Below are 25,990 nucleotides of genomic sequence, written 5' to 3' on the forward strand. Positions count from 1 at the left end.
TAACACGAAAAGCCCCATTTCACTTTCTGGGGCTTTTTTAGCGCCGGGTATCAAGTGATCGGCATACCAGCCGACATCACACGTTTACTTCAGCAGCTTATTGTAAACGTAGAAATCGTTATCGCGCACAAAGCCATTGTGCTCGTACAACGCTTGCGCCTGGGTGTTATCCGTGGCGGTACTCAGCATGATAAACGCTGAATCGCTCTCTTTCGCGAGCTGTTCCGCACGGGCAATGAGCTGTTGCGCGACGCCCTGCTGGCGGGCGGATTCATCGACAAACAGATCGTAAAGCAACCAGATGCGTTTCATTTCCAGCGAACAAAACAGCGGATAGAGCTGAGTAAAGCCCACCGCTTTGCCGTCGATCTCGGCGTAGAAAATGACCGACTCATTGAGCTGTAGACGTTTGAGGATAAAATCCCTGGCCTGCGGGGCGTTTTCTTCAACCTGGTAGAAGCGGCGATAGCCAAGATATAAAGGCAGGACGGTATCGATATCCTGGGGCTGGGCTTGATAAATATTCATACAATAAAACCTCATAATCATTACGGGCGTAATTGTATTACAAATAGAGCCGAATGTCTGAAGAATACGACCATCTTATATTGCGGCTGGTACCTGGCGGGCTGCGTCTGCTACCCGACCAGGCGATCGTCAGGGCGACGATTATTTCTTCTTGTTGAGCATCGATTTTAAATCGGCAAAGGGGTTGTAGGTTGCTTCGCCCACGTCTTTTTGCGCGTCCTCACCCGCCACTACGGTCGTACCGTACTGGTCCGCTTCGGTGTATTTCGAGTGCTCGTGGTCGTGGCAATACAGGCACAACAGCTCCCAGTTGCTGCCATCTTCCGGGTTGTTGGTGTGATCGTGGTCGATATGGTGAACCGTTAATTCGCGGAGGTTGGAGTAGACAAACTCGCGGGCGCAGCGCCCACACACCCACGGGTAGATTTTTAACGCTTTCTCACGATAGCCGCTTTCCAGCCGCGCATAGTTTTTAGGGATCAGAGCCATGGCCGATGTTACCTGTTGCAAAGGGATAATGACGATAGTGTGCCCAATATATCCTGGAATGACCGTAAAAGAGAAACGGCACAGCGCCCGGGCGAGGAAACTCGCGGCTGTCCCGTGACTCTGCAGGCTAATAGTCGCTCGGCAGCTTTCGGTCTATCGAGATGAGCTTGCCTTTATTGACGGTAATATATTGCCCTTCCTTTAGCTCGGCCAGCACCCGAAAAACGTAGCTGCGGGACAGATTAGTCCGGCGGATAATAAAGTTAGCAATGCCCTCTTTTTCATCGGTATTTACGCTCCGGCGATACAGATAACGATGCAGCATGGCTTTAATGGTGTGATATCCCGAATCGGTTCTGCGCTCAACATGCACATCTAAAATAAAGATCAGCATATACGAAAGCACTGCCGCCAGCTCTTTCGTATATTCTTTAGATTCCCCGAAAAATATATTATCAAAGTCCGCCATCGAAATTTTGAGCATGCTTGTGGCGGTGAGCGCCGAATATTTAAAATCGGCAATCGGACAAAACCGTTCCAGAAGGCCAATGGGCATATACTCAATGGTAGTCCCGATAATTCTGGGGTCATTATCCACGGCGATGGACAGCACCCCGGTATCGACATAGTAAATAAAGCCTTTATCAAGATGCAGCGGCGCATTGGCTTTCATTGCAAAACGCTCAGCCACCGCGATGACGTCGTCACGATGGCGGCTGAAGTTCTGCTGCCGGTAAAATTCATGAATATTTTCAAACACTAGTTTCATTTTGCATCCTCTGTGTGCAGCAAACTATGGCATCCTGGACGCTGGGTATCAATCTTCAGCCGTCACTTTTTTGCAAAAGGTCTCCACAGGGACTTTTTTGAAATTCAACAAGGATTAAAATCTAACTAATCCCGATGTTAAGCCGACACTCATCTCGTTATTTCCGATTGATACGGAAGTAAATTCAATTGCCTGCAAAAAAGAGTGTTTCCTGAGTTTCTATTTTGATATCAAAGAAATTCTATGTGCTACATTTTACAAACCGCTGTTCTGTTGATGGAGTTATGATGAAAATAAAAGTCCCGGCGTTACGCTTTGCGGCGAGCGCGGTTTTGCTTGCCTGCCTCGGTTGCAGTAATTTATTACAACCGCACCGGTACGGCCAAAGCGAACATGTTCGATAACAAGCCGGATGAAACCCAGTATTTCTATACCGACAATGATGCGACAGGGGCTCAGCTCTCCGGGGATCATGATTATACCGTCACCTTCCCGAAAGGCGGTCTCCCGCCGGTGAAAGGCTTCTGGTCGTTGACCCTTTATAACAGCAAGCATCTGTTCAGCCCGAACGAGCTCAATCGTTATTCGCTGGGTACCAAAAATAAGGATTTGAAATATAACGATGATGGTTCTCTTACGCTGTACATCAGCCAGAAGGATCCGGGTGGCGATAAAACCAACAACTGGCTCCCGGCACCACAGGGGACGTTGTCGCTGTACATTCGCGCCTACTGGGGCGAACAAGCGATTCTTGATGGTTCCTGGCAGCCGCCTAAAATCGAACAGGTCAAATAACCGCACCAGCGCCCTGCTCAGCCCCATGCATCATGGGGCTTTTTTATGCCCGCAAAAAAGTGCACCAGATAATGATGGCGTGGGCTACAGGTTCATGACCGGGACATAGTAAGTCAGCGTATAAAGATCCTGCCCCGTCTGCGCGCACTGGCGGCTCTCTTTGCTAAAACACTCGATGTCATCCCCCTGCCGACGACACAGGCCATAACGTGGCAACACATTGATATAGATATAATTAGACAGGCAGGCATACTCCTGCCAGCTGCCGGTAAACAAGAACCTCAAATAGCGCCCGGCGGCGGCCACGGTATGCGTGACTGCACAAGCCATGTGCGGACTTTTCACCCCGATAAACGCCTCCACGGCAATAATCTGCTGATTATCGGCCCCGGAATGAAAACGAGAGAGGATGTAGATATCGTCATCGGTTGCCAGGCGATAGCGGTCGAGTTGTTGCTTACTGGCTATTTTTTCAGGGCGGCGGTTATCCTGCGGCAGCACCTCATAATTAAACCTGTGCCCTGCGAAGCCTTGCTCCGCAAGGGTCACCAGCACCGGCGGCGCCAGTGACTGAAACGCGGTGGTGATTTTGTGATGTAGCAAGGTCGTATCCCACAGCGGGTTGTTCCTGTAGGCCCGCGGCGAGACGCCAAAGGTTTTCTTGAACTCGCGGGAAAAGGTTTGATGGGAGTCATAATGAAACCGATGGGCAATGGCGGCGATAGACTGCCGGGTCACTTTTAATTTCCCCGCCGCCAGCGTCATTCGACGCATGCGAATATAGTAACCAATGGGCTGCCCGGTAAATTCCTGAAACACGCTATAAATAAAGCGCCGGGAGTAGCCAACGTGGCTGACCAACTCTTCGACGGAAGGGTTTCGATATATATTATCTTCAACCCAGTGAAGCGTTGCTTCAAAAACGATATTCCTCATCCATTACACCTTAACCAGACGCCCTGTCCAATGCATTTATTCTAGCAAATAACTCTGCGCAAAACTAAGCTTTTCGTGCAAGTAAAATAATCGTGCTTGCAACCAGAAAAGTAATAAATTATAAAAATGCCGAACACTTTATTAACTCATCAGCCATAAGGTGCGGAAATCCGACCATGACGACGATATTAATTAATACTTCAGATATTTTCCTGCGCCAGGCAATCACGCATCTTGTCACTGACATTATCGCTGACAAGGGCCGGGATAATCCGTTGGTCATGACTGACATGAGCAATATTGCGGATGCCGAGGTGATCATTACCGAAATGACGATGGGCGAACATCTGTTATGTCAAAAAGCGCTGGAAAACCGTAAGGCGGCGTCAGCGGTTTTCATTATCCAGCCGAGAACCGCGACCACGCCCGGCCACCAGCTACCTACCTGCATTCATGATGCGACGTTCATTCATCGTCAGGTATCGGTTACGGAATTTTCAGCGATACTGCGCCGCAAACTCAGCGCTATGGCTGGTTTCCGCCGCTCTGTTTCGCGCCCGGATAACCCACGATTTAAATGTATCAAATGCCCGCGAAAATCGTTAACCCCGACGCAGTTAAAGGTGGCACAGGCGCTCGGCATCGGTATGAATAGCCTGACCATCGCCGATCATCTGCAGGTGCATTATAAAACCATTTTCAGTCATAAAAGTAATATTATGAAATCCTTTGAGATCGCTAATAAACAGGAGCTTAACCGTTTTATTAGCGTAATCATGCGCAATGACGGTCAAATCCCGCGCTTGCGAAAATAGCGTTCATTCCTTCCAATACCATTTTTTTTGAATGGCAGCCTTCTTTTCTTCCAGTCATTAATATAGGAAATTAAACTCCAGACAGAAATGAACAATAGTATCGCAGCGACAATAATGTAGACGATGCTACTCACAATGGCATCCTTAATAATCCGTTACTATATTGTGCTGGCAGGATAATACAGCCATTATCATAACGACAAGCATGAGGTTATTTTTTCAGAAGGAGAAGAACCGAGACGAGATAATTCTTACCAGGACAATAAAAGTTGCAAAATAATGACCGGGTAAAACAAAAACAGGCAGCCCGTCTCTGGCGCGCAAACGCACACGAACGGACTGCCTGGTGGAGCGGGTATTAGCGAAAGCCGCAGCCAGCGAGTCGCAACGGGTGCATCGTCAGCTGTTCACAAACGCCAGCAGGTCGGCGTTGATCTGATCCGCGTGGGTGGTGGGGATCCCGTGCGGCGCCCCTTTATAGGTATTCAGGGTACCGTTCTGCACCAGGTCGACCGAAAGCACCGCGGAATCATGATAAGGCACAACCTGGTCATCATCACCATGGATCACCAGTACCGGGATGGCGATTTGCTTGAGATCCTCAGTGAAATCCGTCTGCGAGAAGGCTACGATCCCGTCATAATGCGCCTTCGCTCCGCCCATCATCCCCTGTCGCCACCAGTTCCAGATAACGCCTGGTAGCGGTGTCGCACCGGGACGATTGTAGCCATAGAACGGCCCGGCCGGCACGTCATAATAGAACTGCTGCCGGTTGGCCGCGAGCTGCGCCTGGAAGGACTCAAACACCTCAAGCGGCGTGCCCTGCGGGTTGCTGTCGGTTTTTACCATCAACGGCGGAACGGCGCTGATCAACACCGCTTTTGAGACCTTATCCTCCGCGTGACGTACCACATAGCGCACCACCTCGCCGCCGCCGGTCGAGTGGCCGACATGCATCGCCCCCTGCACCCCCAGATGCTGAACCACCGCAGCGACATCATCCGCGTAGTGATCCATATCGTGACCGCTGCACACCTGACTGGAACGGCCATGCCCCCGTCTGTCGTGCGCCACCACCCGGAAGCCCTTATTCACGAAGAACAGCATCTGCGCATCCCAGTCATCGCTGGAGAGCGGCCAGCCGTGGTGGAAGAAAATCACCTTGCCCTCTTTTGGTCCCCAGTCTTTATAAAAAATCTCAACACCATCGCTCGTCGTTACGTAACCCATGTCTCTTCTCCTGAATACCGTTAGCTGTCGAAGGTTGAAGCAGGTCTTGCGTATGGCGCTGAGGTGGCCTGTTGCCATGCCGTGACGGGAACCATAGAGCCACGCACCGAGCCGCCAGCGATCGCCATCCGATCGCTGAGAGAGTATAGATTTAAAGTTGCGAGTTAGATCAAGAAATGGGACTTACGCCACACCGGCAGACATGCACAGAGAAGACGTCACAGCGCCACTACAGCGTGGGCTGCAGCTTAAAGCGAATGGTTTTGGTCATGTTTTTAAAGGGTTTGTTGGGTTCGAAACGCCATTTTGCCACCGCGCTGATCACCGCATCATCAAACAGGTGCTGCGGTTCAGATGACAGGATCCATAACTTTTCGACTTTCCCGTCGGCGCCCACATCAAAGCGAATCTTCACTTCACCGCGAATATTATTGGCCGCTGCATAGTAGGGATAAACTGGCTGGACAAGGTGAAGCAGCTTCGGCTCGTCTTGCCTGACCGGGCTACTGCAGGCCGACAGCAAGAAACCGACGGCTAAAAACAGCGCGCATTTGCGTTTCATCATCACATCCTTATTGATAATAATTATCAATAGTATCACGGAATTGTGCTTGATGATGGGTTTTTCCCGCTTCGGGGAGAGGTAACACGGAGGGAGATGGCGCAACGGAAGACCGCTTGCGTTATTCGCAGGCGGTCAGGTCAGCATCAGACGGCTTTATCCACGCTGGTGTTCGAGCCGGAGGTCAGGATACGCACCTTGTCGCCCTGATTAAAGCTCATCCGACCATCGTACTGCTGGAGCACCTGGATTATCTGACCAGACTGGGTCTTGATGGTCAACTGGACTTCCTGCATGGCCTGGCGCTGTGACTGGCGGTAGTGAGAAGCACTGGCCCCGGCGGCAGCACCGGCAACGGTCATGGCGGTCTGCCCTTTACCATTACCAAACTGGTGCCCGACTACGCCACCGACAGCACCGGCGGCAAGGGTGCGCAGCGGCCGTGAGTGGGTCTGATTACTGATGATCTGGCTTTGCTGTACCACACCATAGTCCACCACGGTTTTGGTACCGGCAACAGCAGACAGGCTGGTCAATGCGAGGAAGCTGAGAGCGATGAATGCAAGTCTCTTCATAATGTCTCATTTTTAGGTTTTCGCGCGGGCGATGAGCGCCTGCGGCAGGATAACCCCGCCATTGCTGGCGGGGTCGGAAATCAGTTCAGGGCGTCAACGAGATCGTTTTTCACCTGGGTGCGCTGTTCAGGCGTCAGCACCTGGTTCACGCCAAAATAGTATTTCACGCGGTAGTAACGCACTTGCTGATCTAACTGCCCAAAGGCCGCCAGCTGCTGCTTCACTTTCGCATCATCCCATTTGCCGGAGTGGATAACATCCACCAGCGCGCCGTCTTTGAAACCGTCGATTTTGATATTGTTAACGTTGGTCTCAAATTCTGTACGCAGGGTCTGAATTTTGCTCACCTGATCGTTGCTCAGCTTCAGATGTTGTACCACGGGATCCTGAGATACCGGCGGAACATCAGTGGTGCTGGCCGCTTGTGCAGCAACGGAGAAACCTGCGCTCAGGGCGACAGCAATCAGGGTGTTACGGAAGAGTTTATTCACAATCAATTATCCTTAATATCCATAATCAGAGCCTTAAGTATTGATCTCCAAATAAATCCCATCTGTAACAAAGGGTTAAATTTAAATTTGGACAATTTGCCGTGGCGACCGTCGCCTGCCTCATCGGCGGCGACATCGCCCTTCTGCCATCAGCATTTTATGCTGGGTCAAAAACTCTCGCCCGTGAAGGTTTTGACACCAGTAACCGGAAAAACAGCGTGTTTATGCTGGTAAGCGCGTGAATTATCACCGTATTGCAGAGTTAAATAAAATGGCGGGCGGGATTTTGCCTGCGGACAGGCAAAAAAAAACCGCCAGCGGTCTGGCGGTGAATCAATGCTTGCATGGATAGATTGTGTTTTACATTTTACATAAAGGCGATGTCCATCTCCCTTTATGACTGCGGCTACGCTAGCACATTCATCTTCAATGAAGGGTAAACCAACGCTGCTTACAGCTTCTCAACCAGCGCTTTCAGCTGGGCGACCCACTGCTCCTGTTGCTGTTCGCTGTTAAACGGCCAGGTGGACTGGCGGACAATCAGGCGGGTGGGCAGCAGTTCACGGATCCGCATCTGGGGCGTCACCATCAGCTGAACCAGCTGTTCCACCGCCCTTTTGCCCAGCAGATCGAAATCCTGGGCGACGGTGGTCAGCGGCGGCTGGAAATAGAGGCTATCGGCAGTGTCGTCATAACCGGTGACCGATACCGCACGGCTGCCGCTGCGGTTGAGCTGTGCCAGGGCGCTCAGCACCCCTAAGGCCATCTGGTCGTTGGCCACCACAATCGCGCTGATACGCGGCTGGAGATGGAGCAGTTCAAAGGTTTTGTGCCAGCCGCTGGCGGCGCTCCAGTCGCCGAACACGGTCTGGGCATGGCTGACGCCCTGGCGATGCAACGCCTCGCGCCAGCTACCAAGGCGCATACGCGCAGAGATCGAGCTTTCCGGGCCGGCCAGCAGGCCAAACTCCCGATGGCCTAATTCCCAAAGAAGCCGCACGCAGGCGCCGCAGCCGTCGCGATGATCAAAGCGCACGCAGGAGACCTCCGTTTCCGGCGAGACATCGAGAAACAGGCAGGCAATATCGGGATTTTCCTTCACCAGCCGCTCCGCCGTACTGCTCTCCAGCGGCAGGCTAACGATTGCCCCGCGAATATGTTGCGCACGAAACTCATCCAGTCGCGCCTGCAAAGCGGCGTAATCGCTACGCTCCGGCATGGCAATCGAGACTTCAAGCTGATGAATGCCCGCGTGGTTTTTTACCGCCGCCGCAATTTGCGACGGCGCATGCAGCGTCAATGAGGCGGTAATCAGCCCGATGGAAGGTGCCGCCTTCCCCGCCAGCAGCTGCGCGGAACGGTTGGGGACATAGTGCAGCGCCTGCATCGCGCGGACTACCTTTTCCCGGGTCCGCTCGGAGACGATCTGCGGATTATTCAGCACCCGGGAGACGGTCTGCTGGGACACCCCGGCTTCACTCGCCACATCCTCTAACGTTGCCGTACGCCGCTGCATGGTGCTCTCCTTTCGGGTCAGACTGAGGGGTTTTTACTATCAATGTCGTCCGCTAACATTTTATGTCTTATTGACGACAAAAATCTGCGCTTTTTTGGGTGTTTCGTGATCGAAGGTCGGTTTCGTTTTCGCCAATATTGCGGCACCAGAAAAAATATCTGATAACGACATCATTCTTGTCTAGCGAATGACATTTCTCTCACTTATCCGTCAGGTATGCGTATGCAACAACATGACTCAAGCGCGGTTCGCTCATTGACGTTTCACGACGTTCTGGCCCGCGAAGACTGGCAAAACCAGACCATTACCCACCTGAATCGCTTAACGGCCCACCCGACCTTTGCCAGCTGGCGTACGGTTGCCGACGCGCGGGATAACCGGGCTTCCGGGCGCCGTCGTCTGCTCGATGGTCAGTGGCAGTTCTCCTACGCCCACAGCCCGTTTGCTGTCGATCCTCGCTGGATCGAGCAGGATCTGGCGGATAGCCGCAGCACGCCGGTGCCGTCAAACTGGCAAATGGAAGGTTACGACGCGCCGATCTACACCAACGTTCGCTACCCTATCGACACCACTCCGCCGCGGGTCCCGGAAGAGAACCCGACCGGCTGCTACTCCCTGAATTTTACCCTCGACCCGCAGTGGCAGGCCGCAGGCCAGACCCAGGTGATTTTCGACGGCGTTAACTCGGCGTTTCACCTGTGGTGCAACGGCGAATGGGTGGGCTACTCCCAGGATAGCCGTCTGCCCGCCGCATTCGACCTGACCCCCTATCTGAAGGAGGGCAATAACCGTCTGTGCGTGATGGTTCTGCGCTGGAGCGCCGGGACCTGGCTGGAGGATCAGGATATGTGGCGGATGAGCGGGATCTTCCGCTCGGTCTGGCTGCTCAACAAACCGCAGCAGCATCTGAGCGACGTCCAGCTCACCCCGCAGCTGGATGCCCTGTACCGCGAGGGGGAACTGCTGGTTAATCTGACCATCAGCGCCCCTGCCGGCACTCTGGACCAGCTGGTAGCCGAAGTCAGCCTGTGGGACGGCGAGCAGCAGGTCGCCAGCGCGCGTCAGCAGCCGGGTTCACCGGCGATCGATGAGCGTGGCAATTATGCTGAGCGTGCCCAGCTGCGCCTGGCGGTCGATCGCCCGGCCCTGTGGAGCGCTGAAACGCCGCACTGCTATCGCGCGGTGGTGGCGCTGTGGCGCGGCGACGAACTGCTGGAAGCCGAAGCCTGGGATATCGGTTTTCGCAAGGTGGAGATTAACAACGGCCTGCTGCTGCTTAACGGCAAACCGCTGCTGATCCGCGGGGTCAACCGCCATGAGCATCATCACCAGCGCGGCCAGGTAGTCACCGAAGCGGATATGCTGCAGGACATTCTGCTGATGAAGCAGCATAACTTTAACGCCGTGCGCTGCTCACACTATCCCAACGCCTCGCGCTGGTACGAGCTTTGCAACCGCTACGGCCTGTACGTGGTCGATGAAGCCAATATCGAAACCCACGGCATGGTGCCGATGAACCGCCTCTCCGACGATCCGGCGTGGCTCCCGGCCTTCAGCGCCCGCGTCAGCCGGATGCTGCAATGTAACCGCAATCATCCGTCGATCATCATCTGGTCGCTGGGCAATGAGTCCGGCGGCGGGTCAAACCATGAAGCGATGTACCACTGGCTGAAGCGCCAGGACCCGACGCGCCCGGTGCAGTACGAAGGCGGCGGTGCCGACAGCAGCACCACCGATATCATCTGCCCGATGTACGCCCGCGTTGAGTATGACCAGCCGATCCCGGCGGTGCCGAAATGGGGCATTAAAAAGTGGATCAGCCTGCCCGGCGAACAGCGCCCGCTGATCCTCTGCGAATATGCTCACGCGATGGGCAACAGCCTCGGTAACTTTGCCGATTACTGGCAGGCCTTCCGCGACTATCCGCGCCTGCAGGGCGGTTTTATCTGGGACTGGGCCGATCAGGCGATCGAAAAAACCTTCGATGACGGCACCACCGGCTGGGCCTACGGCGGCGATTTTGGCGACAAGCCTAACGATCGCCAGTTCTGCATGAACGGGCTGGTCTTCCCGGATCGCCGTCCGCACCCTTCGCTGATTGAAGCGCAACATGCCCAGCAATATTTCCAGTTCGCTCTGCTGGAGCAATCTCCGCTGCGGGTCAGCGTGGAGAGCGAATATCTGTTCCGCCCGACGGACAATGAACAGCTGTACTGGCAGGTGCAATGCGCTGGCGAAACCGTTGCCAGCGGAAGCCTCGCCCTGCACCTTGCCCCACAGGGCCACGGCGAACTCACTCTCTGTGAGCAGCTGACGCTACCGACTGGTGCGAAAGAGGTGTGGCTGATGCTGGAGGTTCGCCAGCCGCAGGCGACTGCCTGGTCTGATGCCGGGCACCGGGTGGCCTGGGGGCAGTTCGCCCTCGCCGCTCCGCTGGCCTTACCCGCGCCAACCGCCAGCGGCCCGGCGCCTGAGCTGGCGATCGCTAACCAGACCTTTACCGTCAGCCACGGCTCCCAGCAGTGGATTATCGATCGCCAGAGCGGTCTGTTAAGCCACTGGCAGGTCGAGGGCAAAGAGCAGCTGCTGACGCCGCTGAGCGATCAGTTCGTCCGCGCCCCGCTGGACAACGATATTGGCGTCAGCGAAGTGGAACGCATCGATCCCAACGCCTGGGTTGAGCGCTGGAAAAGCGCCGGGCTGTATCAGCTGGAAAGACACTGCGTGCACTGCGAGGCACACCGCCTGGATCATGAGGTGATCGTCGACAGCCGCTGGCACTATCTGCGCGGCGATGAAGTGGTCATCGTCAGCCAGTGGCGTATGACCTTCGACAGCACCGGCCAGCTGCAGCTTTCGGTGAGCGGCGAGCGTGCAGGTACCCTGCCACCGCTGCCGCGCGTCGGCCTTCATTTCCAGGTCGCCGACCAACAGACGCCGGTTTCGTGGCTTGGCTACGGGCCGCATGAAAACTACCCGGACCGCAAAAGCAGCGCCTGTTTCGCCCGCTGGCAGCTTCCGCTGGAGGAGATGACCACGCCGTATATCTTCCCGACGGAGAACGGCCTGCGTTGTGACAATAAAGCGCTGGACTGGGGACGCTGGCACGTTGCGGGCAAGCGCTTCCACTTCTCGGTTCAGCCTTACAGCACCACCCAGTTAATGGAGACCGACCACTGGCACCGGATGACGCCAGAAAGCGGCGTCTGGATCACCCTCGACGGCCAGCATATGGGCGTCGGCGGGGATGATTCCTGGACACCGAGCGTGCTGCAGCAGTGGCTGCTGCTCGAGACACAATGGCAGTATCAGTTAGTGATTCATTTCCAGTAAAACAACAACGGGGGGCTACGGCCTCCCATAATAAAAACAGTCATACCCGTCATACTTCAAGTTGCCTGGGTGTTGGCTGCACCCGTTCACCCCAGTCACTTACCTGAATAAGCTCCTGGGGATTTACGGCCTTGCCGCCTACAAGCAACTCGAATTATTTAGGGTATATACCGGCATCATTCAGGATTGTTTTTGGCGGAAATCAGTGGACTCCCTTATGGGATGAAGCGCAGGGACGGATGGGTTACTGTCGCCGCCAACGGCGCAGTAGCTGGAATGATGATGACGAGTATAATAACAACGGAACATCTCTATGAAATTCTCTGAACTGGCGCCACGAGAACGGCATAATTATATCTACTTCCTGCTGTTCTTTTTCTTTTACTACTTCATTATGTCGGCCTACTTTCCCTTTTTCCCGGTATGGCTGGCGGACGTTAACCATTTAACCAAGACCGAGACCGGGATTGTCTTCTCCTCTATTTCGCTGTTCGCCATTATCTGCCAACCGATATTTGGCCTGATTTCGGACAAGCTCGGCCTGCGCAAACACCTGCTGTGGACCATCACGGTGTTATTAATTCTGTTCGCGCCGTTCTTTATCTTTGTGTTCTCGCCGCTGCTGCAGATGAATATTATCGCCGGGTCGCTGGTGGGCGGGCTGTATCTGGGGATCGTCTTCTCCAGCGGCTCCGGTGCGGTAGAGGCCTACATTGAGCGCGTCAGTCGCGCCAACCGTTTTGAATACGGCAAAGTGCGGGTCGCCGGCTGCGTCGGCTGGGCGCTTTGCGCTTCCATCACCGGTATCCTGTTCGGTATTGACCCCAATATCACCTTCTGGATTGCCTCCGGGTTTGCGCTGGTGCTGGGGGTACTGCTGTGGTTTTCCCGTCCGGAAAGCAGCAACAGCGCTCAGGTAATGGATGCCTTAGGCGCCAACCGTCAGGCCTTTTCCCTGCGCGTAGCGGCAGAGCTGCTGCGGATGCCGCGCTTCTGGGGATTTATTATCTATGTGGTCGGGGTTGCCAGCGTCTATGACGTCTTCGACCAGCAGTTTGCCAACTTCTTTAAAGGCTTCTTCGCCGACCCGCAGCGCGGTACCGAAGTATTTGGTTTTGTCACCACCGGCGGGGAGTTGCTCAATGCACTGATTATGTTCTGCGCTCCCGCCATCGTAAACCGCATCGGGGCCAAAAACGCGCTGCTGACCGCCGGGATTATTATGTCGGTGCGTATTCTCGGATCGTCGTTTGCCACCTCGGCGGTGGAAGTGGTGATATTAAAAATGCTGCATATGTTTGAAGTACCGTTCCTGCTGGTCGGGACCTTTAAATATATTTCGTCTGCATTTAACCCGAAACTGTCCGCCACCCTGTTCCTGATTGGCTTTAACTTATCGAAGCAGCTCTCTGGCGTGGTGCTGTCTGCGTGGGTGGGCCGGATGTACGATACCGTCGGATTCCATCAGGCATACCTGATTCTGGGGTCGATTACGTTAGGGTTCACGGTGCTCTCGCTGTTCACCCTGAAAGGCAGTAAAACCTTGCTGCCGGCTACCGGCTATAACAACGCGACGTAGGTCGCAGACCGGCGGCCCGTTGCGATTAACGGGCCGACCGATTGGCCTGCCGGGCTCAGCAAAGCGACTTTTTCATGCCTCTGCTCAGCGCCACTCGTTTGAGCTTGTCAGCGTCATCGTGAGACTCACTGAACACACCAAAAAAGTAGCGTTCGTCATCAATCGTCTGCGAGACGATCCGATAGCTCAGCGGCTGGCCGGATTTTGCACCATACTGTGCAGCAGTAACGGACAGCTCCGTCGCATTATCGGCGACGCTGACCAGCAGGCCATCAGCCCTTCCCCCCACCAGCATGACCTTAATTAACGGGTCCACCATGTTCCTCCTGGATGGGTCAATAAGTAATGTGTGATTGCCGACATCGTAGAGCATTTACGCTACCTTCAGTATATTCTTATAGTTCATACCAGCCTGAAATAAAAAATTGCTTTTTATAGCCTAAATAATTCGAGTGCTTCCAGGCGGTAAGGCCGTAAACCCCTGGCGCTTACTCCGGTAAGTGATACTGCGCTAAGCATTAATTATTGCTGGTAAAAGCTGGCGAATGATGAAGGAAAAAAGAGAAATTGTGAATCTTCATAAGTCTTATTTATCATGATTTCCGTTGCCCTGCCGCAGCCACTTCAGCCTTAGCGAACACTCACAATAAGACCCAAGGAAATCCCCCGAGATGCGCCATAGTCGCTTTGCCCTGCTCCCGTTACTCGCCGCGCTGGCCCTGCCAGCCTGGGCCCATGAGGCCACCATCAGTCGCGTTAAAACCGCCGAAAGCCAGCTTCAGGGCCGGGTTGGCTATGCTGAGCTGGATTTAACCACCGGCCGTTTACTGGCGGGCTATCGTGCGGACCAACGCTTTCCAATGATGAGTACCTTTAAGGTGTTGCTCTGCGGGGCGGTGCTGGCCCGGGTCGACAGCGGCGAGGAAAAACTCGATCGCCGGATCCACTACCGTCAGCAGGATCTGGTGGAATATTCTCCGCAAACCGAAAAGCACCTCGACGACGGACTCACCGTTGGTGAGCTCTGCGCCGCCACCATTACGCTGAGCGACAATACCGCAGCAAACCTGCTGCTGACCGCCATCGGCGGCCCACAGGGGTTAACCGCGTTTTTGCGCCGCAGCGGCGATCGCACCTCACGACTCGACCGCCGGGAGCCGGAGCTTAACGCCGCCGTGCCGGGCGACGTGCGCGATACCACCACCCCGCAGGCGATGGCCACCACCCTGCGCCGTCTGTTAACCGGCGGCGTGCTTTCCGCATCATCGCAACAGCAGTTACAGCGCTGGATGATCGATGATCAGGTCGCGGGTCCGCTGCTGCGCGCGTCGCTGCCGTCCGGCTGGTTTATCGCCGATAAAACCGGGGCCGGACAGCGCGGCTCACGCGGTATCATCGCCGCCCTCGGCCCGGACGGAAAACCGTCACGCATCGTGGTGATTTACCTCACCGATACCGACGCCACCATGGCGGTGCGCAATCAGCAGATTGCAGAGATCGGCGCCACGCTGGTCGAGAACTGGTCCGCAACGCCGTAGCGGCCAGCCAGACTGTAGGTGTTCCGGGCATAAAAAAGCCTCGCGATGCGAGGCCAGTCCGGGCAGCTGCGGCGAGGTTAGTCTTCCTCGTAACCTTCGAGGGCATCCTGGATGGCGTCCGCCAGCGAAGCGACTTCCTGCGCCACGTTGCGCAAATCCATCTGGCTACGAATACCGGAATTGGCGGTGGATGAAGAGACCGCTGCTTTCGAAATCTCCAATGCGGCCTGAACAGCAAGCAGACGCTTATGCTTTTCGATAGCCGTATCGCCGCTATCACCATCTAACTGAAAGTATTTATCTAACATATCGGTTCCTTCTCAGCCATTTCATTGTCGAAGGCCATATTCTGGTCTAAACGGGCGAAAATAAACAGCTAAAAAAGATTAATTACAAAGAGTTAACTTTTCATTACCCGCAAAACAGCCCAGGCCACCGCCCTTTTCTCGCCGGCGACCTGTTCAGATGGCGATTTACGCGTTCAACCCACGGTTCTCCAGCATCGGTTCAATCTTAGGGTCATGCCCGCGCCACTGGCGATACAGTTCAGCTAAATCAGTGCTGTTGCCGCGGGACAAAATCGCCTCGCGGAAGCGCTGACCGTTTTCGCGGGTTAAACCGCCGTGCTCCACGAACCACTGATAGCCGTCGTCGGCCAGCATCTGGGTCCACAGATAGGCGTAATAGCCTGCCGCGTAGCCGCCGCCGAAGATATGCGAGAAATAGCTGCTGCGATAGCGCGGTGGCACCGCGGCAAGATCCATATGTTCCTCGCCTAAAGCCTGTGTTTCGAAAGCATCGACATCCTGCGGCACATCCGTCGACGCGAGGCGATGCCAGTGCATATCCAGCAGCGCTGCCGCCAGCAGTTCGCTCATGTCATAGCCTTTGTTAAACTTCGCGGCCCGTAACATGCTTTCCCGCAGCGCATCCGGCATCGCCTCGCCGGTCTGGTAATGCCGGGCATAGCGGGCGAACACCTGCGGTTCGCTGGCCCAGTGCTCAAAGATCTGCGACGGAAACTCGACAAAATCGCGCGGCGTGTTGGTGCCCGACAGGCTGGCGTAGCGCTGGCTGGCAAACAGCCCGTGCAGGGCGTGACCGAACTCATGGAACAAGGTGATGACATCATCCCATGACAGCAGCGCACTGTGGCCGGCTTTGGGCTTCTGATAGTTGCAGACGTTGTAGATCACCGGGTGCTGGGCCAGCAGCGTCGATTGTTCGACGAAAACGTCCATCCACGCCCCGCCGCTTTTCGAATCCCGCGAAAAATAGTCGCCGTAGAACAGCGCAATCCCTTCGCCGTTGGCATCAAAGATTTCCCAGACCCGCACATCCGGGTGATAAACCGGGATATCAAAACGTTCGACGAAGCGCAGGCCAAAGAGCTGCGAGGCGGTCCAGAACACGCCATCCTGTAGAATGCGGTCGAGCGCAAAATAGGGTTTTAGCTGTGACTCATCGATGGCAAAGCGGGTGCGGCGCACCTGCTCGGCGTAGTAATGCCAGTCCCATGCCTCGGCGGTAAAACCGCCCTCTTGATGGTCAATGAGCTGCTGGATATCCGCCAGTTCCTGCTCCGCTCTCGCCCGCGCGGCCGGGGCAATCCGGCGCATAAAGGCCAATGCGGCCTCCGGCGTTCCCGCCATCTGATCGGCCATCGACCAGCTGGCATAATCCGCGACGCCCAGCAGTTCAGCTTTGCGGGCGCGGATCTCCGCCAGACGCAGCACCAGTTCGCGGGTATCGTTGGCATCGCCCTTCTGGTTGCGCTGCCAGCCGGCGGCGAACAGCTTTTCACGGGTCTGGCGCTCGCGTAACGCCAGCAGGGCCGGTTGCTGGGTGGTATTCACCAACGGCAGCAGCCAGCGGTCGTTCAGTCCTTTATCGCGCGCGGCGTCGGCGGCTTCGGCGATCTCATCGTCGCTGAGTCCCGCCAACCGATCGCGGTCATCCAGCACCAGGCCGCCGGATTTCACCGCCGCCAGCAGCCGCTGCTGGAACTGGCTTTGCAGCGCCGCGGCCTGGGTGTTCAGGGCCCGCAGCGCGGTTTTTTGCTCGGGTGCCAGCGTCGCGCCCGCCAGGGTGAAACGTTGCCACGTCACCTCCAGCAGCCGCCGGGATTCGTCGTCGAGGGTCAGGGTATCGCGTTGCTGCCATACCTGCTTTACACGCTGGAACAGCGCATCGTTGAGCCAAATATCGTTGCCCAGCCCGGCCAGTTCGGCGGAAAACTGCTCATCAAGCGCCTGCAGCGTCGGGTTAGTATGCGCCCCGGCCATGGCAAAAAAGACCCGGGTGACGCGCGTCAGCAACTGCCCGCTTTGTTCAAGCGCCACCAGCGTATTGGCGAAATCTGCCGGCGCGGGATTATTCACAATGGCGGCGATCTCGTCGCGCTGGCGCCGTACCCCTTCATCAAAGGCCGGACGGTAATGCGTATCGTCAATCAGATCAAAACGCGGTGCCTGATAAGGCAGCAGGCTCATGCTTAAGAAAGGGTTGTTTTCGGCCATCATCATCTCCTGGACTCGGTTATCCAGTTAGATTAGGCAACGTGTTGATTAACCGCAATGATTTCCGCCTGTGGTCGCGATGTTCAGGCGGTCAGCGCAGCTTCAAAGCACAAAATAGAGCACAAATGCGATCATCACCGCGCCGGTGACGCCAAGAATATCGAGTCCGGTACGGGTTATGGTCGCGTGAGTCGCAATGCTCTCTTCTTCGTCCCATTCATTCATCTGTTCAATCTCCTGTCATCAAAAGCCCCGCCACAGCGGGCAGGTACAATAGGGAATCCCCACCAAAAATGGCAGCCCAACGGGCGCGGCGCGCAGAATAACAATCGGCAAAATGCCGCGATGATCAATTGATGCCATGAATGCCGCGCAATTTATTTTTCGACAAAATCGCCCGAAAATGGCCCTCTGCCGTCGGCGTTATCAACCTTTTCCCGTCATCGCAATACCCTGTTTTGGAAACGTATTGCTCACGCGCTGAAGGTAGACGCCGTTTTCTTTTGTCGCTACAGTGCTGATGATATTGCCAGCCCTCTACAGTTGTGCGCGTGGTTCGGGGCTTAATGAGAAAATTGACAGGAGCGATGATGATTATTCTGGTTACTGGTGCAACCGCAGGTTTTGGTGAAAGTATGACTCGCCGTTTTATCGCCAACGGCCACAAAGTGATCGCCACCGGACGTCGTGAAGAGCGACTGAAAACATTAAAAGATGAGCTCGGCGACAACCTTTATCCGGTGCAGCTGGACGTCCGCAACCGCGCCGCCATCGAAGAGATGATTGCCGGACTGCCGGCAGAGTGGCAGGCCATCGATGTACTGGTCAATAACGCCGGTCTGGCGCTTGGTCTCGAGCCGGCGCACAAAGCCAGCGTCGAAGACTGGGAAGATATGATTGATACCAACAACAAAGGGCTGGTCTACATGACCCGTGCGGTTTTACCGGGTATGGTCGAGCGTAACCGCGGTCACATCATCAACATCGGTTCCACTGCCGGTAGCTGGCCTTATGCCGGCGGGAACGTCTACGGGGCGACCAAAGCCTTCGTCCGCCAGTTCAGCCTCAACCTGCGTACCGACCTGCACGGCACAGCGATCCGCGTGACCGATGTTGAACCAGGCCTGGTTGGCGGCACCGAGTTTTCTAACGTGCGCTTTAAAGGTGATGACAGCAAAGCCGGTAAAACTTATGAGAACACCCAGGCGCTGACGCCGGAAGATGTTACCGAAGCGGTATGGTGGGTCGCGAACCTGCCGGCGCATGTCAACATCAACACCCTGGAAATGATGCCGGTAAGCCAGAGCTTTGCCGGTCTGAGCGTTCATCGCGCTGGTTAAATCTCGCCACCCGGCCGCTTGACGGCCGGGTATGGGCTAACCGATAAAATACGCGTAAAATAACGCTTATAATCCACTAAAAGTAACCATCAATGGCCGCAGAATCGCAACTCAATCCGACACAACCTGTCAATCAGCAAATTTACCGCATCCTTCGCAGTGATATCGTCCACTGTTTGATCCCTCCGGGTACCCCGCTGTCTGAGAAAGAAGTGTCTGTGCGCTTTAATGTTTCACGCCAGCCGGTGCGCGAGGCGTTTATCAAACTGGCCGAAAACGGCCTGATTCAGATCCGCCCGCAGCGCGGTAGCTACGTCAATAAAATCTCGCTGTCGCAGGTTCGCAACGGCTGCTTCGTCCGCCAGGCTATCGAATGTGCGGTAGTCCGCCGCGCCGCCGGGATGATCACTGCCGAGCAAATCTACCAGCTTGAGCAAAATCTTACCCAGCAGCGTATCGCCGTTGAACGTCAGCAATTAAATGATTTCTTCCAGCTGGATGATGAATTTCATCAGAAGCTGTCGACGATTGCCGACTGTCAACTCGCCTGGGATACGGTAGAGAATATTAAGGCGACGATTGACCGTGTGCGTTATATGAGCCTCGATCACGTCACCCCTCCGGATATGCTCCTGCGCCAGCACCATGAAATATTCCAGGCGCTGGAAAAGCGTGATGTTGAAGCGGTGGGCAAGGCAATGAACGTTCACCTGCACGAAATTAGTGAATCAGTGCTGTTAATTCGTCAGGAAAATAGCGACTGGTTTAGCGAAGAATAATCGAATCTGGCGGCAGCAGAAAATATCACCGCTGCCGCGGTTTCTGAATGGCAATCCCTAACGTACTACCAGCACCGGAATTCTGGCATAGCGCAAAATGGACTCGGCGTTCGAGCCAAGCAGATGGGTAGACAGCCCCGGCGTGCGTGAGCCCACCACAATTACATCGAACTCATCGGTATTGCCGATCGCCACGATTTCATCGCGCACGTTGCCAAACACCACCCGGGAGTGGATCCGCGAGGCGGGGATGGAGAACAGACGAGACAGAGCCTTCATTTTCTTCTGCGACTCTTCCTCCATAAAGGTTTCGAACTTTTTAATATCGGCGGAAAAACCGCGCAGAATGGAACGACTGCTGTTGGGTAGCACGTTCAGTAGGGTAATTTCACCTTCGCTCTGCGCTAAAAACTCTGCATGACGTACCGCTTTATCACTCAAATCCATTTCGAACACATCGACAGGTAATAAAATTCTTTTATACATAGTCGGCACTCCTTATCCCGAGGATATTTATTTTTTACTGCAGCCATCATGCCATATTTATTTTAAACGCAGCACAAATAAGCCACTCGACGACCGGCAGAATCGTTAAAATAAACATCAATTATTTATAGTTAGTTCGGCATAGTTAAAGATATGTATAGTCTATGCGCCCGATCATTATTTTAGCGGATGGCGCAGTAAAATATTATTTACCGAAAGGTGTGAAGCTGTTTGTCGGAAACTATCAGGGCTAAGACAATAAGATGATGGTCAGCATTATTGCGCGTCAGAGCAGCCGTACCATATAAACATGCCGCCAGGGCTGGCGGCATGTAGACGAGATTATGCCTGTGCTTTAGCCCAGGCAGCGACGGTCGCTTTCGCGCCATGCGCTTGCAGCGACAGCCAGGCATCGGTCACCGCATCGACGAAACGGCCTTCCTGCGGTAAATCGCGGCCAAAGATGGCGTCAATTCCCAGCAGGGCTTTCACACGCTCCGGCCCCTCAACGCTGTTCTGCACAACCTGCTGAATCACCGGCAGCAGCGGATCGCAAATTTCAATCGCCTGCCCCTGCTCATCAACACCACCGACGTAGCGCATCCAACCCGCCACGCCCATCGCCAGCAGGGTAAAGTCGCTGCCTTGCGCCAGATGCCAGCGAACCGAATCCAGCATACGCTGCGGCAGTTTCTGGCTGCCGTCCATGGCGATCTGCCAGGTACGGTGCTTCAGTGCCGGGTTACTGTAGCGGTCGATCAGCAGCCCGGCGTAGCGCTGCTGGTCAACGCCCTGCACTTTTAATGTCGGCGCCTGTTCATTGAGCATTAAAGCCCGGGCCGCACGACGATAATGCTCATCCTGCATGCAGTCATTGATGTGCTGATATCCAGCCAGGTAGCCGAGATACGCCAGGAAGGAGTGGCTGCCGTTGAGCATGCGCAGCTTCATCTCTTCGAAAGGCACCACGTCGGCGACCAGCTCAGCCCCCGCCTTTTCCCATTGCGGACGGCCAGCGACGAAATTGTCCTCAATGACCCACTGACGGAACGGCTCGCACGCCACGCCGGCAGGATCGCGCACGCCGGTCAGCTGTTCAATCTTATCCAGGGTATCGGCGGTGACGGCCGGTACGATGCGGTCAACCATGGTGGACGGGAAAGTCACATGTTCTGCAATCCACGCCGCCAGTTCACCGTCAATAGCCCCCGCCAGCGCACAGACCACATTGCGCATCACGTGGCCGTTTTCCGGCATGTTGTCGCAGGACATCACGCTAAAGGCCGGCAAGCCTGCCGCTTTACGCCGCGCCAGCGCTTCAACCACCACGCCCGGTGCCGATTTTGGCTGATGCGGGTTGCGAATATCGGCGGCAATCAGCGGATGATCCAACTGCAGTTCGCCGGTGGCCGGTGAGTGGCAGTAGCCTTTTTCAGTAATGGTGAGCGAGACGATCGCCACCTGAGGTTCACACAGCTTCGCCAGCACGCTTTCGAGACCGTCGACCTCGGCGTGCATCGCCTGTTTCACCACGCCAACCACCCGCGCGGTCCAGGCATCGGCGGACATTTCGGCGACGGTGTACATCAGATCCTGATGTTGCAGATCGGCAATCTGCTGCTCGCCGCCGATCAGGTTCACTTCGGTGTAGCCCCAATCGCTGCCATGTTCCGCGGCCAGGATATCGGCGTAAACCGCCTGGTGGGCGCGGTGAAATGCGCCAAATCCCAGATGGACGATGCGCGACACCAGTTTGCTGCGGTCGTAAGAAGGAAGCGTTGCCTTGGCTGTTAAAAGCGTGTTTTCCATGGTGACTCTCATTTTTATGATTACTAATCAACCATTCTCGAGGAGAATGCCTCTGTGAGGTAAACCATCTCATGCAATTGGTATGACATCTTTGATTTCCATCAACTACCATACAAGAAGATTTATCGCGCTTACTCTCGGTGATCATGCGACTGACGCCATGAAAAAGCCGGGTGGTTTCACCCGGCCACATCAACGTCGGTCAGGTGCGGTATCAGGTTAACTGACCGGCTCTTACTTCTTTATGCTGCGGGGCTTCGTCTGCGGCATCGTGCAGCAGGCTCAGGTCACGGTCGCGCACTTCCGGCATCAGCAGTGCGGAAATTAAGCCGATAATCGAGTAGCAAATCAGCATCGCGACAATTGGCCACCACGCGCCTGTGATATTACAGAAAATACCGGCAAGCACCGGGCCAAAGCCGACGGCCACCAGACCACCGGTCTCTTTGGAAATAGCCATTCGGGTAAAGCGGTTACGCGAGCCGAATATTTCCGCCATGGTGATATTCTCGAGCGCAAACAGGCCAAGTACTGCGAAATTATGAATAACAATTAATGAGGCCATAATCGCGCCGACGCTGTAGCTCTTATCAACAATAATTGAGATCATCGGGTAGGCTAAAAGAATGGCCGATATATTGACGATAATATAAGGCAGGCGGCGGCCGACTTTATCGGACAGCCATCCCAGCAGTGGGATGGTAATAAACCCGATGCCGGAACTGATCATTAAGGCGTCGGTGGGAATCGCTTTATCAAACAGCAGGCTTTGCACCAGGTAACCGGCAAGGAATGTCTGTAAAAGTCCGGAGTTGCCGGCCTGACCAAAACGCAGCCCGGTGGCCAGCCAGAAGGATTTGCTTTTTAACATCGCGCCAAAGGTATTCTCTTCCTCAGCCGCGCTATTTTGCAGGCTTCCCTCTTCGCTGACCTGCTCAAATACCGGGCTCTCTTTGAGATTCAAACGCAACCAGATGGCGAAGACCATCACCACTACGCTTGCGAGGAACGGAATACGCCAGCCCCATGCCACCAGCTCTTCACGGTCGAGGAAGAAGAACATCACCGCCCAGATGGCGGTTGCGCTCAGGGTTCCACAGTTGGTCCCCATTGCCACCAGCGAGGAGATAATGCCGCGCTTACCCTTCGGCGCATATTCTGCCAACATGGTGCCGGCCCCGGAAATTTCCGCCCCGGCGCCCAGCCCCTGAATAATACGCAGCGTTACCAGCAGCACCGGCGCGAGAATCCCCACCTGCGCGTAGGTTGGCAGAATACCAATCAGGGTGGTACAGATCCCCATCATGGTAATGGTGATAAACAGCACTTTTTTTCGCCCGATTTTATCGCCCATCCGCCCGAAAATAAACGCCCCAACGATGCGGGCAATATATCCCGCGCCGTAGGTTCCCATGGCTAAAATCAGTGCCATCGCTGCCGATTGTTCAGGGAAAAATATCTCATGGAAGACGAGTGCCGCCCCCAGAGAATAAAGTTGGAAGTCCATGAACTCCAGAGCAGTCCCTAACCATCCGGACACCGCAGCCCGGATGAGGTCGGATGTCGTTCTCTCATTCTTCACTGTAGTCATCATTATGTTCTCTAATTGAAATATATAGAGTTTGTATTAATTATTAACATCAAAAAGTTAATAAGACCTTACAGCAGTTTTTCCTGTCGTTTTCAAAGAGTTCGATAGCATCAACAATGTGCTGATACTCAAAGGTGTGGGTAATTAGCGTTTCCGGATTAATTAACCCCTGGGCTAACCACGATAATACGATAGGGAATTTATTGGCATTCAGTCGCGAAGAGAATATAGAAAGCTCTTTACCGGTAATCCCTTGCTGGGCAACCAGCGAAGGCTCGGTGGAGAAGCCCATCAGAACGATTCTCGCCGCCGGTGAGGCCAGCATTACGGCTTCTGACAATATAGAGGGATGGCAGGCGGCATCAATAATCAGCGTCGGCTTGATCCCGTCCGCCTGCAGACAGTCAGTTAGTGACTGCTCACCATTATTAATCACCCGATCCGCGCCGTTGCGTTTTGCCATTTGTAAACGCTCAGCGATCTGGTCCACGACAATCACCTGCTGAACGTTATACACATTTTTCAGCACCTGGATTGTGGTTAACCCCATCGGCCCCGCGCCGTAAATCAACACCGTATCCTTTGAGGTCGGCGACACCTGTCCGGTGACGTTGGCGGCAATGGTGAAAGGCTCAACCATCACACCGTGACGGTCCGGCACGCTGTCCGGCACCTGCCAGGCATTTTTGGCCGGGACGACGGCATACTCGCTAAACCCGCCATCCTGGTGCACGCCAAGCACCACCAGTGACGTACAGACGTTCGGCTTCCCCACCGAACACGGGTAACAATGCCCGCAGCTGATAACCGGGTCGACGCAGACGCGCTGGCCGACCGAACGGTCCTTCACGCCCTCACCCACGGCATCGATAACGCCGAAGAATTCGTGCCCGATGACCCGCGGGTATTTTGCGAAAGGATTATGCCCGCGATAGATGTGGCTATCGGATCCGCAGATGCCTGCCAGCTTCACTTTTACCCGCACTTCACCTGTCGCAGGTTCCGGTCGCGCCCTCTCTTCGATAACCAGCTCATTGGGTTGACGAATGACAATACTCTTCATTTTTTCTCCTTCACCAGTTTCACAACGTGCCAACGTCCAGTCGCCGCCGCGTCACCCTCAGCAACGGTCAGGCGGTTTTTTTGTTGTCTGTTTGTCAGCCAATCCTGATGCCGCTCAGGGCATCACCCACAACAGCCAAATGCGTCTTACGCTGACGATTCAGGCTGAGTTACCCCTGTTTTCCTGATATCCCTACGAACATCCGCTTAAAATTAAAGCATCAGACCTACTACCATACAAGTATGATGTTTAAAAAGGTGGTGTCCGATCACATTATCCAGCCGGGATCGCGCGACAGCGGATCCGTCATTTTCTAACGGGAATACGGGGTTAACAGGTGGGCTACGCAGTGCGTGAGAGACAGGCCGCCGATCGAGGCGATAGCGGCCCGTTGAGATGATGCCGGACGGTCAGGCGCGTCCCCAGCCGGCGACGATGATCAGCATGCCGCACAGGGCCACCAGCGCCCCGGCCCAGTCATAATGGCTGAGCTTGACGCCATCGACAAAACGCAGCCACAGCAGCGCGGTGCAGACATAAACCCCGCCATAGGCGGCGTATACTCGCCCGCTGGCGGCCGGATGAAGGGTCAGCAGCCAGACAAACATCACCAGCGCCACGCCGGCGGGGATCAACAGCAGCGGTGTCGCGCCACGCTTTAGCCACAGCCAGGGTAAATAACACCCGAGGATTTCACAGATCGCCGTCGCGAAGAAAAGCAGTGTTGTTTTGAACATAAAGACAGGTAAAGAGATTGGGTGGTCAGCCCATGTTACACGATAATCCCCGCTGTCCGCACTCATTTGTCGGGTATGCCGTCGACAGGAGATGTAGTAAACTTGAAGATGGCCGCAGGGCTATCACTCAAAGGAAATCGTGATGAAAATGACACAAAAAAAACGCTGGTGCCTGACGGCGATGCTGGCCGTCAGCGCCGTGGTGTTTACCGCGTCGTCTTTTGCGCAAACCAACAAGCTGGTGATTGAGTCCGGCGATAGCGCGCAAAGCCGTCAGCAGGCTACCATGGAAAAAGAGCAGTGGAACGACACCCGTTCACTGCGCCAGAAGGTCAATACGCGCACCGAGAAGGAGTGGGATAAGGCCGACGTCGCTTTCGATGCTCAGGATAACTGCCAGAAAAGCGCGAACGTGAATGCGTACTGGGAACCGAACACCCTGCGCTGCCTAGATCGCCGCACCGGCCGTACTATCGCACCTTAATCCTTCCTTCATGTCCGGCGCCTGCG

26 protein-coding genes and 1 pseudogene are annotated in these 25,990 nt (G+C 55.0%); 8 read left to right on the forward strand and 19 right to left on the reverse strand.

What is annotated here, in order from left to right:
- Positions 1-84: 84 nt before the first annotated feature.
- The 3 genes from EDF82_RS04995 to EDF82_RS05005 all read right to left on the reverse strand — a co-directional run bounded on the left by EDF82_RS04995 (position 85) and on the right by EDF82_RS05005 (position 1,786).
- On the reverse strand, positions 85-528 hold the full coding sequence (locus EDF82_RS04995) for an N-acetyltransferase (protein ID WP_123754470.1): 444 nt from the start codon (positions 526-528) through the stop codon (positions 85-87).
- A 141-nt stretch (positions 529-669) separates the two neighbouring features.
- Positions 670-1,017 carry an HNH nuclease YajD gene (yajD, locus tag EDF82_RS05000; RefSeq protein ID WP_123754471.1) on the reverse strand — a complete coding sequence of 116 codons (348 nt, stop codon included), beginning with the start codon at positions 1,015-1,017 and terminating at the stop codon, positions 670-672.
- A gap of 127 nt (positions 1,018-1,144) precedes the next feature.
- The gene (locus EDF82_RS05005) at positions 1,145-1,786 is read right to left on the reverse strand and encodes a helix-turn-helix domain-containing protein (protein ID WP_123754472.1); all 642 of its coding nucleotides are present in this window, start codon (positions 1,784-1,786) and stop codon (positions 1,145-1,147) included.
- A 342-nt stretch (positions 1,787-2,128) separates the two neighbouring features.
- Here EDF82_RS05005 and EDF82_RS05010 point away from each other — a divergent pair.
- A pseudogene (locus EDF82_RS05010) lies at positions 2,129-2,581 on the forward strand (DUF1214 domain-containing protein); the annotation flags it as partial.
- A gap of 84 nt (positions 2,582-2,665) precedes the next feature.
- Here EDF82_RS05010 and EDF82_RS05015 read toward each other — a convergent pair.
- Complete coding sequence (locus tag EDF82_RS05015; protein ID WP_123754473.1) at positions 2,666-3,517, reverse strand: helix-turn-helix domain-containing protein; 852 nt, start codon at positions 3,515-3,517, stop codon at positions 2,666-2,668.
- 176 nt (positions 3,518-3,693) lie between these two features.
- Between EDF82_RS05015 and EDF82_RS05020 the strand changes: the two genes are divergently transcribed.
- A complete protein-coding gene (locus tag EDF82_RS05020) occupies positions 3,694-4,332 on the forward strand; it encodes a LuxR C-terminal-related transcriptional regulator (RefSeq protein ID WP_123754474.1) in 639 nt (212 codons plus the stop codon).
- On the opposite strand, the gene EDF82_RS25130 is transcribed toward EDF82_RS05020, so the two are convergent.
- The 6 genes from EDF82_RS25130 to EDF82_RS05045 form a co-directional block, all read right to left on the reverse strand.
- A complete protein-coding gene (locus EDF82_RS25130) occupies positions 4,308-4,466 on the reverse strand; it encodes a small membrane protein (RefSeq protein WP_148060380.1) in 159 nt (52 codons plus the stop codon). The genes EDF82_RS05020 and EDF82_RS25130 overlap by 25 nt on opposite strands.
- 265 nt (positions 4,467-4,731) lie before the next feature.
- The gene (locus EDF82_RS05025) at positions 4,732-5,562 is read right to left on the reverse strand and encodes an alpha/beta fold hydrolase (protein WP_123754475.1); all 831 of its coding nucleotides are present in this window, start codon (positions 5,560-5,562) and stop codon (positions 4,732-4,734) included.
- A 229-nt stretch (positions 5,563-5,791) separates the two neighbouring features.
- Entirely contained in the window at positions 5,792-6,127 is a 336-nt protein-coding gene (locus EDF82_RS05030; protein ID WP_227540106.1) for a TonB family protein, read from the reverse strand.
- 143 nt (positions 6,128-6,270) lie between these two features.
- Positions 6,271-6,699 (reverse strand): glycine zipper 2TM domain-containing protein, encoded by a 429-nt coding sequence (locus EDF82_RS05035; protein WP_123754477.1) that lies wholly within the window; start codon positions 6,697-6,699, stop codon positions 6,271-6,273.
- A gap of 80 nt (positions 6,700-6,779) precedes the next feature.
- The gene (locus EDF82_RS05040) at positions 6,780-7,190 is read right to left on the reverse strand and encodes a Spy/CpxP family protein refolding chaperone (protein WP_123754478.1); all 411 of its coding nucleotides are present in this window, start codon (positions 7,188-7,190) and stop codon (positions 6,780-6,782) included.
- A gap of 451 nt (positions 7,191-7,641) precedes the next feature.
- A complete protein-coding gene (locus tag EDF82_RS05045; RefSeq protein ID WP_123754479.1) occupies positions 7,642-8,706 on the reverse strand; it encodes a LacI family DNA-binding transcriptional regulator in 1,065 nt (354 codons plus the stop codon).
- 222 nt (positions 8,707-8,928) lie between these two features.
- Here EDF82_RS05045 and EDF82_RS05050 point away from each other — a divergent pair, with 222 nt between their 5' ends.
- Together EDF82_RS05050 and EDF82_RS05055 are read left to right on the forward strand one after the other, a co-directional pair.
- Positions 8,929-12,039 (forward strand): beta-galactosidase, encoded by a 3,111-nt coding sequence (locus tag EDF82_RS05050; RefSeq protein ID WP_123754480.1) that lies wholly within the window; start codon positions 8,929-8,931, stop codon positions 12,037-12,039.
- A gap of 313 nt (positions 12,040-12,352) precedes the next feature.
- Positions 12,353-13,618: an MFS transporter gene (locus EDF82_RS05055; RefSeq protein ID WP_123754481.1), complete on the forward strand. Its 1,266-nt coding sequence runs from the start codon at positions 12,353-12,355 to the stop codon at positions 13,616-13,618.
- Positions 13,619-13,673: 55 nt separating this feature from the next.
- Here EDF82_RS05055 and EDF82_RS05060 read toward each other — a convergent pair whose 3' ends face one another.
- A complete protein-coding gene (locus EDF82_RS05060; protein WP_174509397.1) occupies positions 13,674-13,934 on the reverse strand; it encodes a hypothetical protein in 261 nt (86 codons plus the stop codon).
- Positions 13,935-14,289: 355 nt separating this feature from the next.
- Between EDF82_RS05060 and bla the strand changes: the two genes are divergently transcribed.
- Entirely contained in the window at positions 14,290-15,156 is an 867-nt protein-coding gene (gene bla, locus EDF82_RS05065) for a PLA/ORN/TER family class A beta-lactamase (RefSeq protein WP_123754482.1), read from the forward strand.
- Positions 15,157-15,233: 77 nt separating this feature from the next.
- Here the strand turns inward: bla and EDF82_RS05070 are convergent, their stop codons facing one another.
- The 3 genes from EDF82_RS05070 to EDF82_RS25565 form a co-directional block, all read right to left on the reverse strand.
- Positions 15,234-15,464, reverse strand: coding sequence for a hypothetical protein (locus EDF82_RS05070; RefSeq protein ID WP_123754483.1), 231 nt, complete (start codon positions 15,462-15,464; stop codon positions 15,234-15,236).
- 165 nt (positions 15,465-15,629) lie between these two features.
- On the reverse strand, positions 15,630-17,675 hold the full coding sequence (gene dcp / locus EDF82_RS05075; protein WP_123754484.1) for a peptidyl-dipeptidase Dcp: 2,046 nt from the start codon (positions 17,673-17,675) through the stop codon (positions 15,630-15,632).
- A gap of 102 nt (positions 17,676-17,777) precedes the next feature.
- On the reverse strand, positions 17,778-17,900 hold the full coding sequence (locus tag EDF82_RS25565) for a hypothetical protein (protein WP_255417649.1): 123 nt from the start codon (positions 17,898-17,900) through the stop codon (positions 17,778-17,780).
- Between the two features lie 365 nt (positions 17,901-18,265).
- Here EDF82_RS25565 and ydfG point away from each other — a divergent pair, with 365 nt between their 5' ends.
- Entirely contained in the window at positions 18,266-19,015 is a 750-nt protein-coding gene (ydfG, locus tag EDF82_RS05080; RefSeq protein ID WP_123754485.1) for a bifunctional NADP-dependent 3-hydroxy acid dehydrogenase/3-hydroxypropionate dehydrogenase YdfG, read from the forward strand.
- Between the two features lie 92 nt (positions 19,016-19,107).
- Complete coding sequence (locus EDF82_RS05085; RefSeq protein WP_123754486.1) at positions 19,108-19,794, forward strand: GntR family transcriptional regulator; 687 nt, start codon at positions 19,108-19,110, stop codon at positions 19,792-19,794.
- A 57-nt stretch (positions 19,795-19,851) separates the two neighbouring features.
- Here the strand turns inward: EDF82_RS05085 and EDF82_RS05090 are convergent, their stop codons facing one another.
- The 5 genes from EDF82_RS05090 to EDF82_RS05110 all read right to left on the reverse strand — a co-directional run bounded on the left by EDF82_RS05090 (position 19,852) and on the right by EDF82_RS05110 (position 25,480).
- Positions 19,852-20,280 (reverse strand): universal stress protein, encoded by a 429-nt coding sequence (locus tag EDF82_RS05090; protein WP_123754487.1) that lies wholly within the window; start codon positions 20,278-20,280, stop codon positions 19,852-19,854.
- Between the two features lie 342 nt (positions 20,281-20,622).
- Positions 20,623-22,089 carry a mannitol dehydrogenase family protein gene (locus EDF82_RS05095; RefSeq protein ID WP_123754488.1) on the reverse strand — a complete coding sequence of 489 codons (1,467 nt, stop codon included), beginning with the start codon at positions 22,087-22,089 and terminating at the stop codon, positions 20,623-20,625.
- 214 nt (positions 22,090-22,303) lie between these two features.
- Complete coding sequence (locus tag EDF82_RS05100) at positions 22,304-23,680, reverse strand: MFS transporter (protein WP_123754489.1); 1,377 nt, start codon at positions 23,678-23,680, stop codon at positions 22,304-22,306.
- 49 nt (positions 23,681-23,729) lie between these two features.
- Positions 23,730-24,743, reverse strand: coding sequence for a Zn-dependent oxidoreductase (locus EDF82_RS05105; protein WP_123754490.1), 1,014 nt, complete (start codon positions 24,741-24,743; stop codon positions 23,730-23,732).
- Positions 24,744-25,153: 410 nt separating this feature from the next.
- Positions 25,154-25,480, reverse strand: coding sequence for a YnfA family protein (locus EDF82_RS05110; RefSeq protein ID WP_123754491.1), 327 nt, complete (start codon positions 25,478-25,480; stop codon positions 25,154-25,156).
- 142 nt (positions 25,481-25,622) lie between these two features.
- Here EDF82_RS05110 and EDF82_RS05115 point away from each other — a divergent pair, with 142 nt between their 5' ends.
- A complete protein-coding gene (locus EDF82_RS05115; RefSeq protein WP_123754492.1) occupies positions 25,623-25,964 on the forward strand; it encodes a DUF1283 family protein in 342 nt (113 codons plus the stop codon).
- Positions 25,965-25,990: the final 26 nt, after the last annotated feature.

The sequence above is a fragment of the Klebsiella sp. BIGb0399 genome (assembly GCF_003752615.1).
GTDB lineage: Bacteria > Pseudomonadota > Gammaproteobacteria > Enterobacterales > Enterobacteriaceae > Klebsiella > Klebsiella lignicola.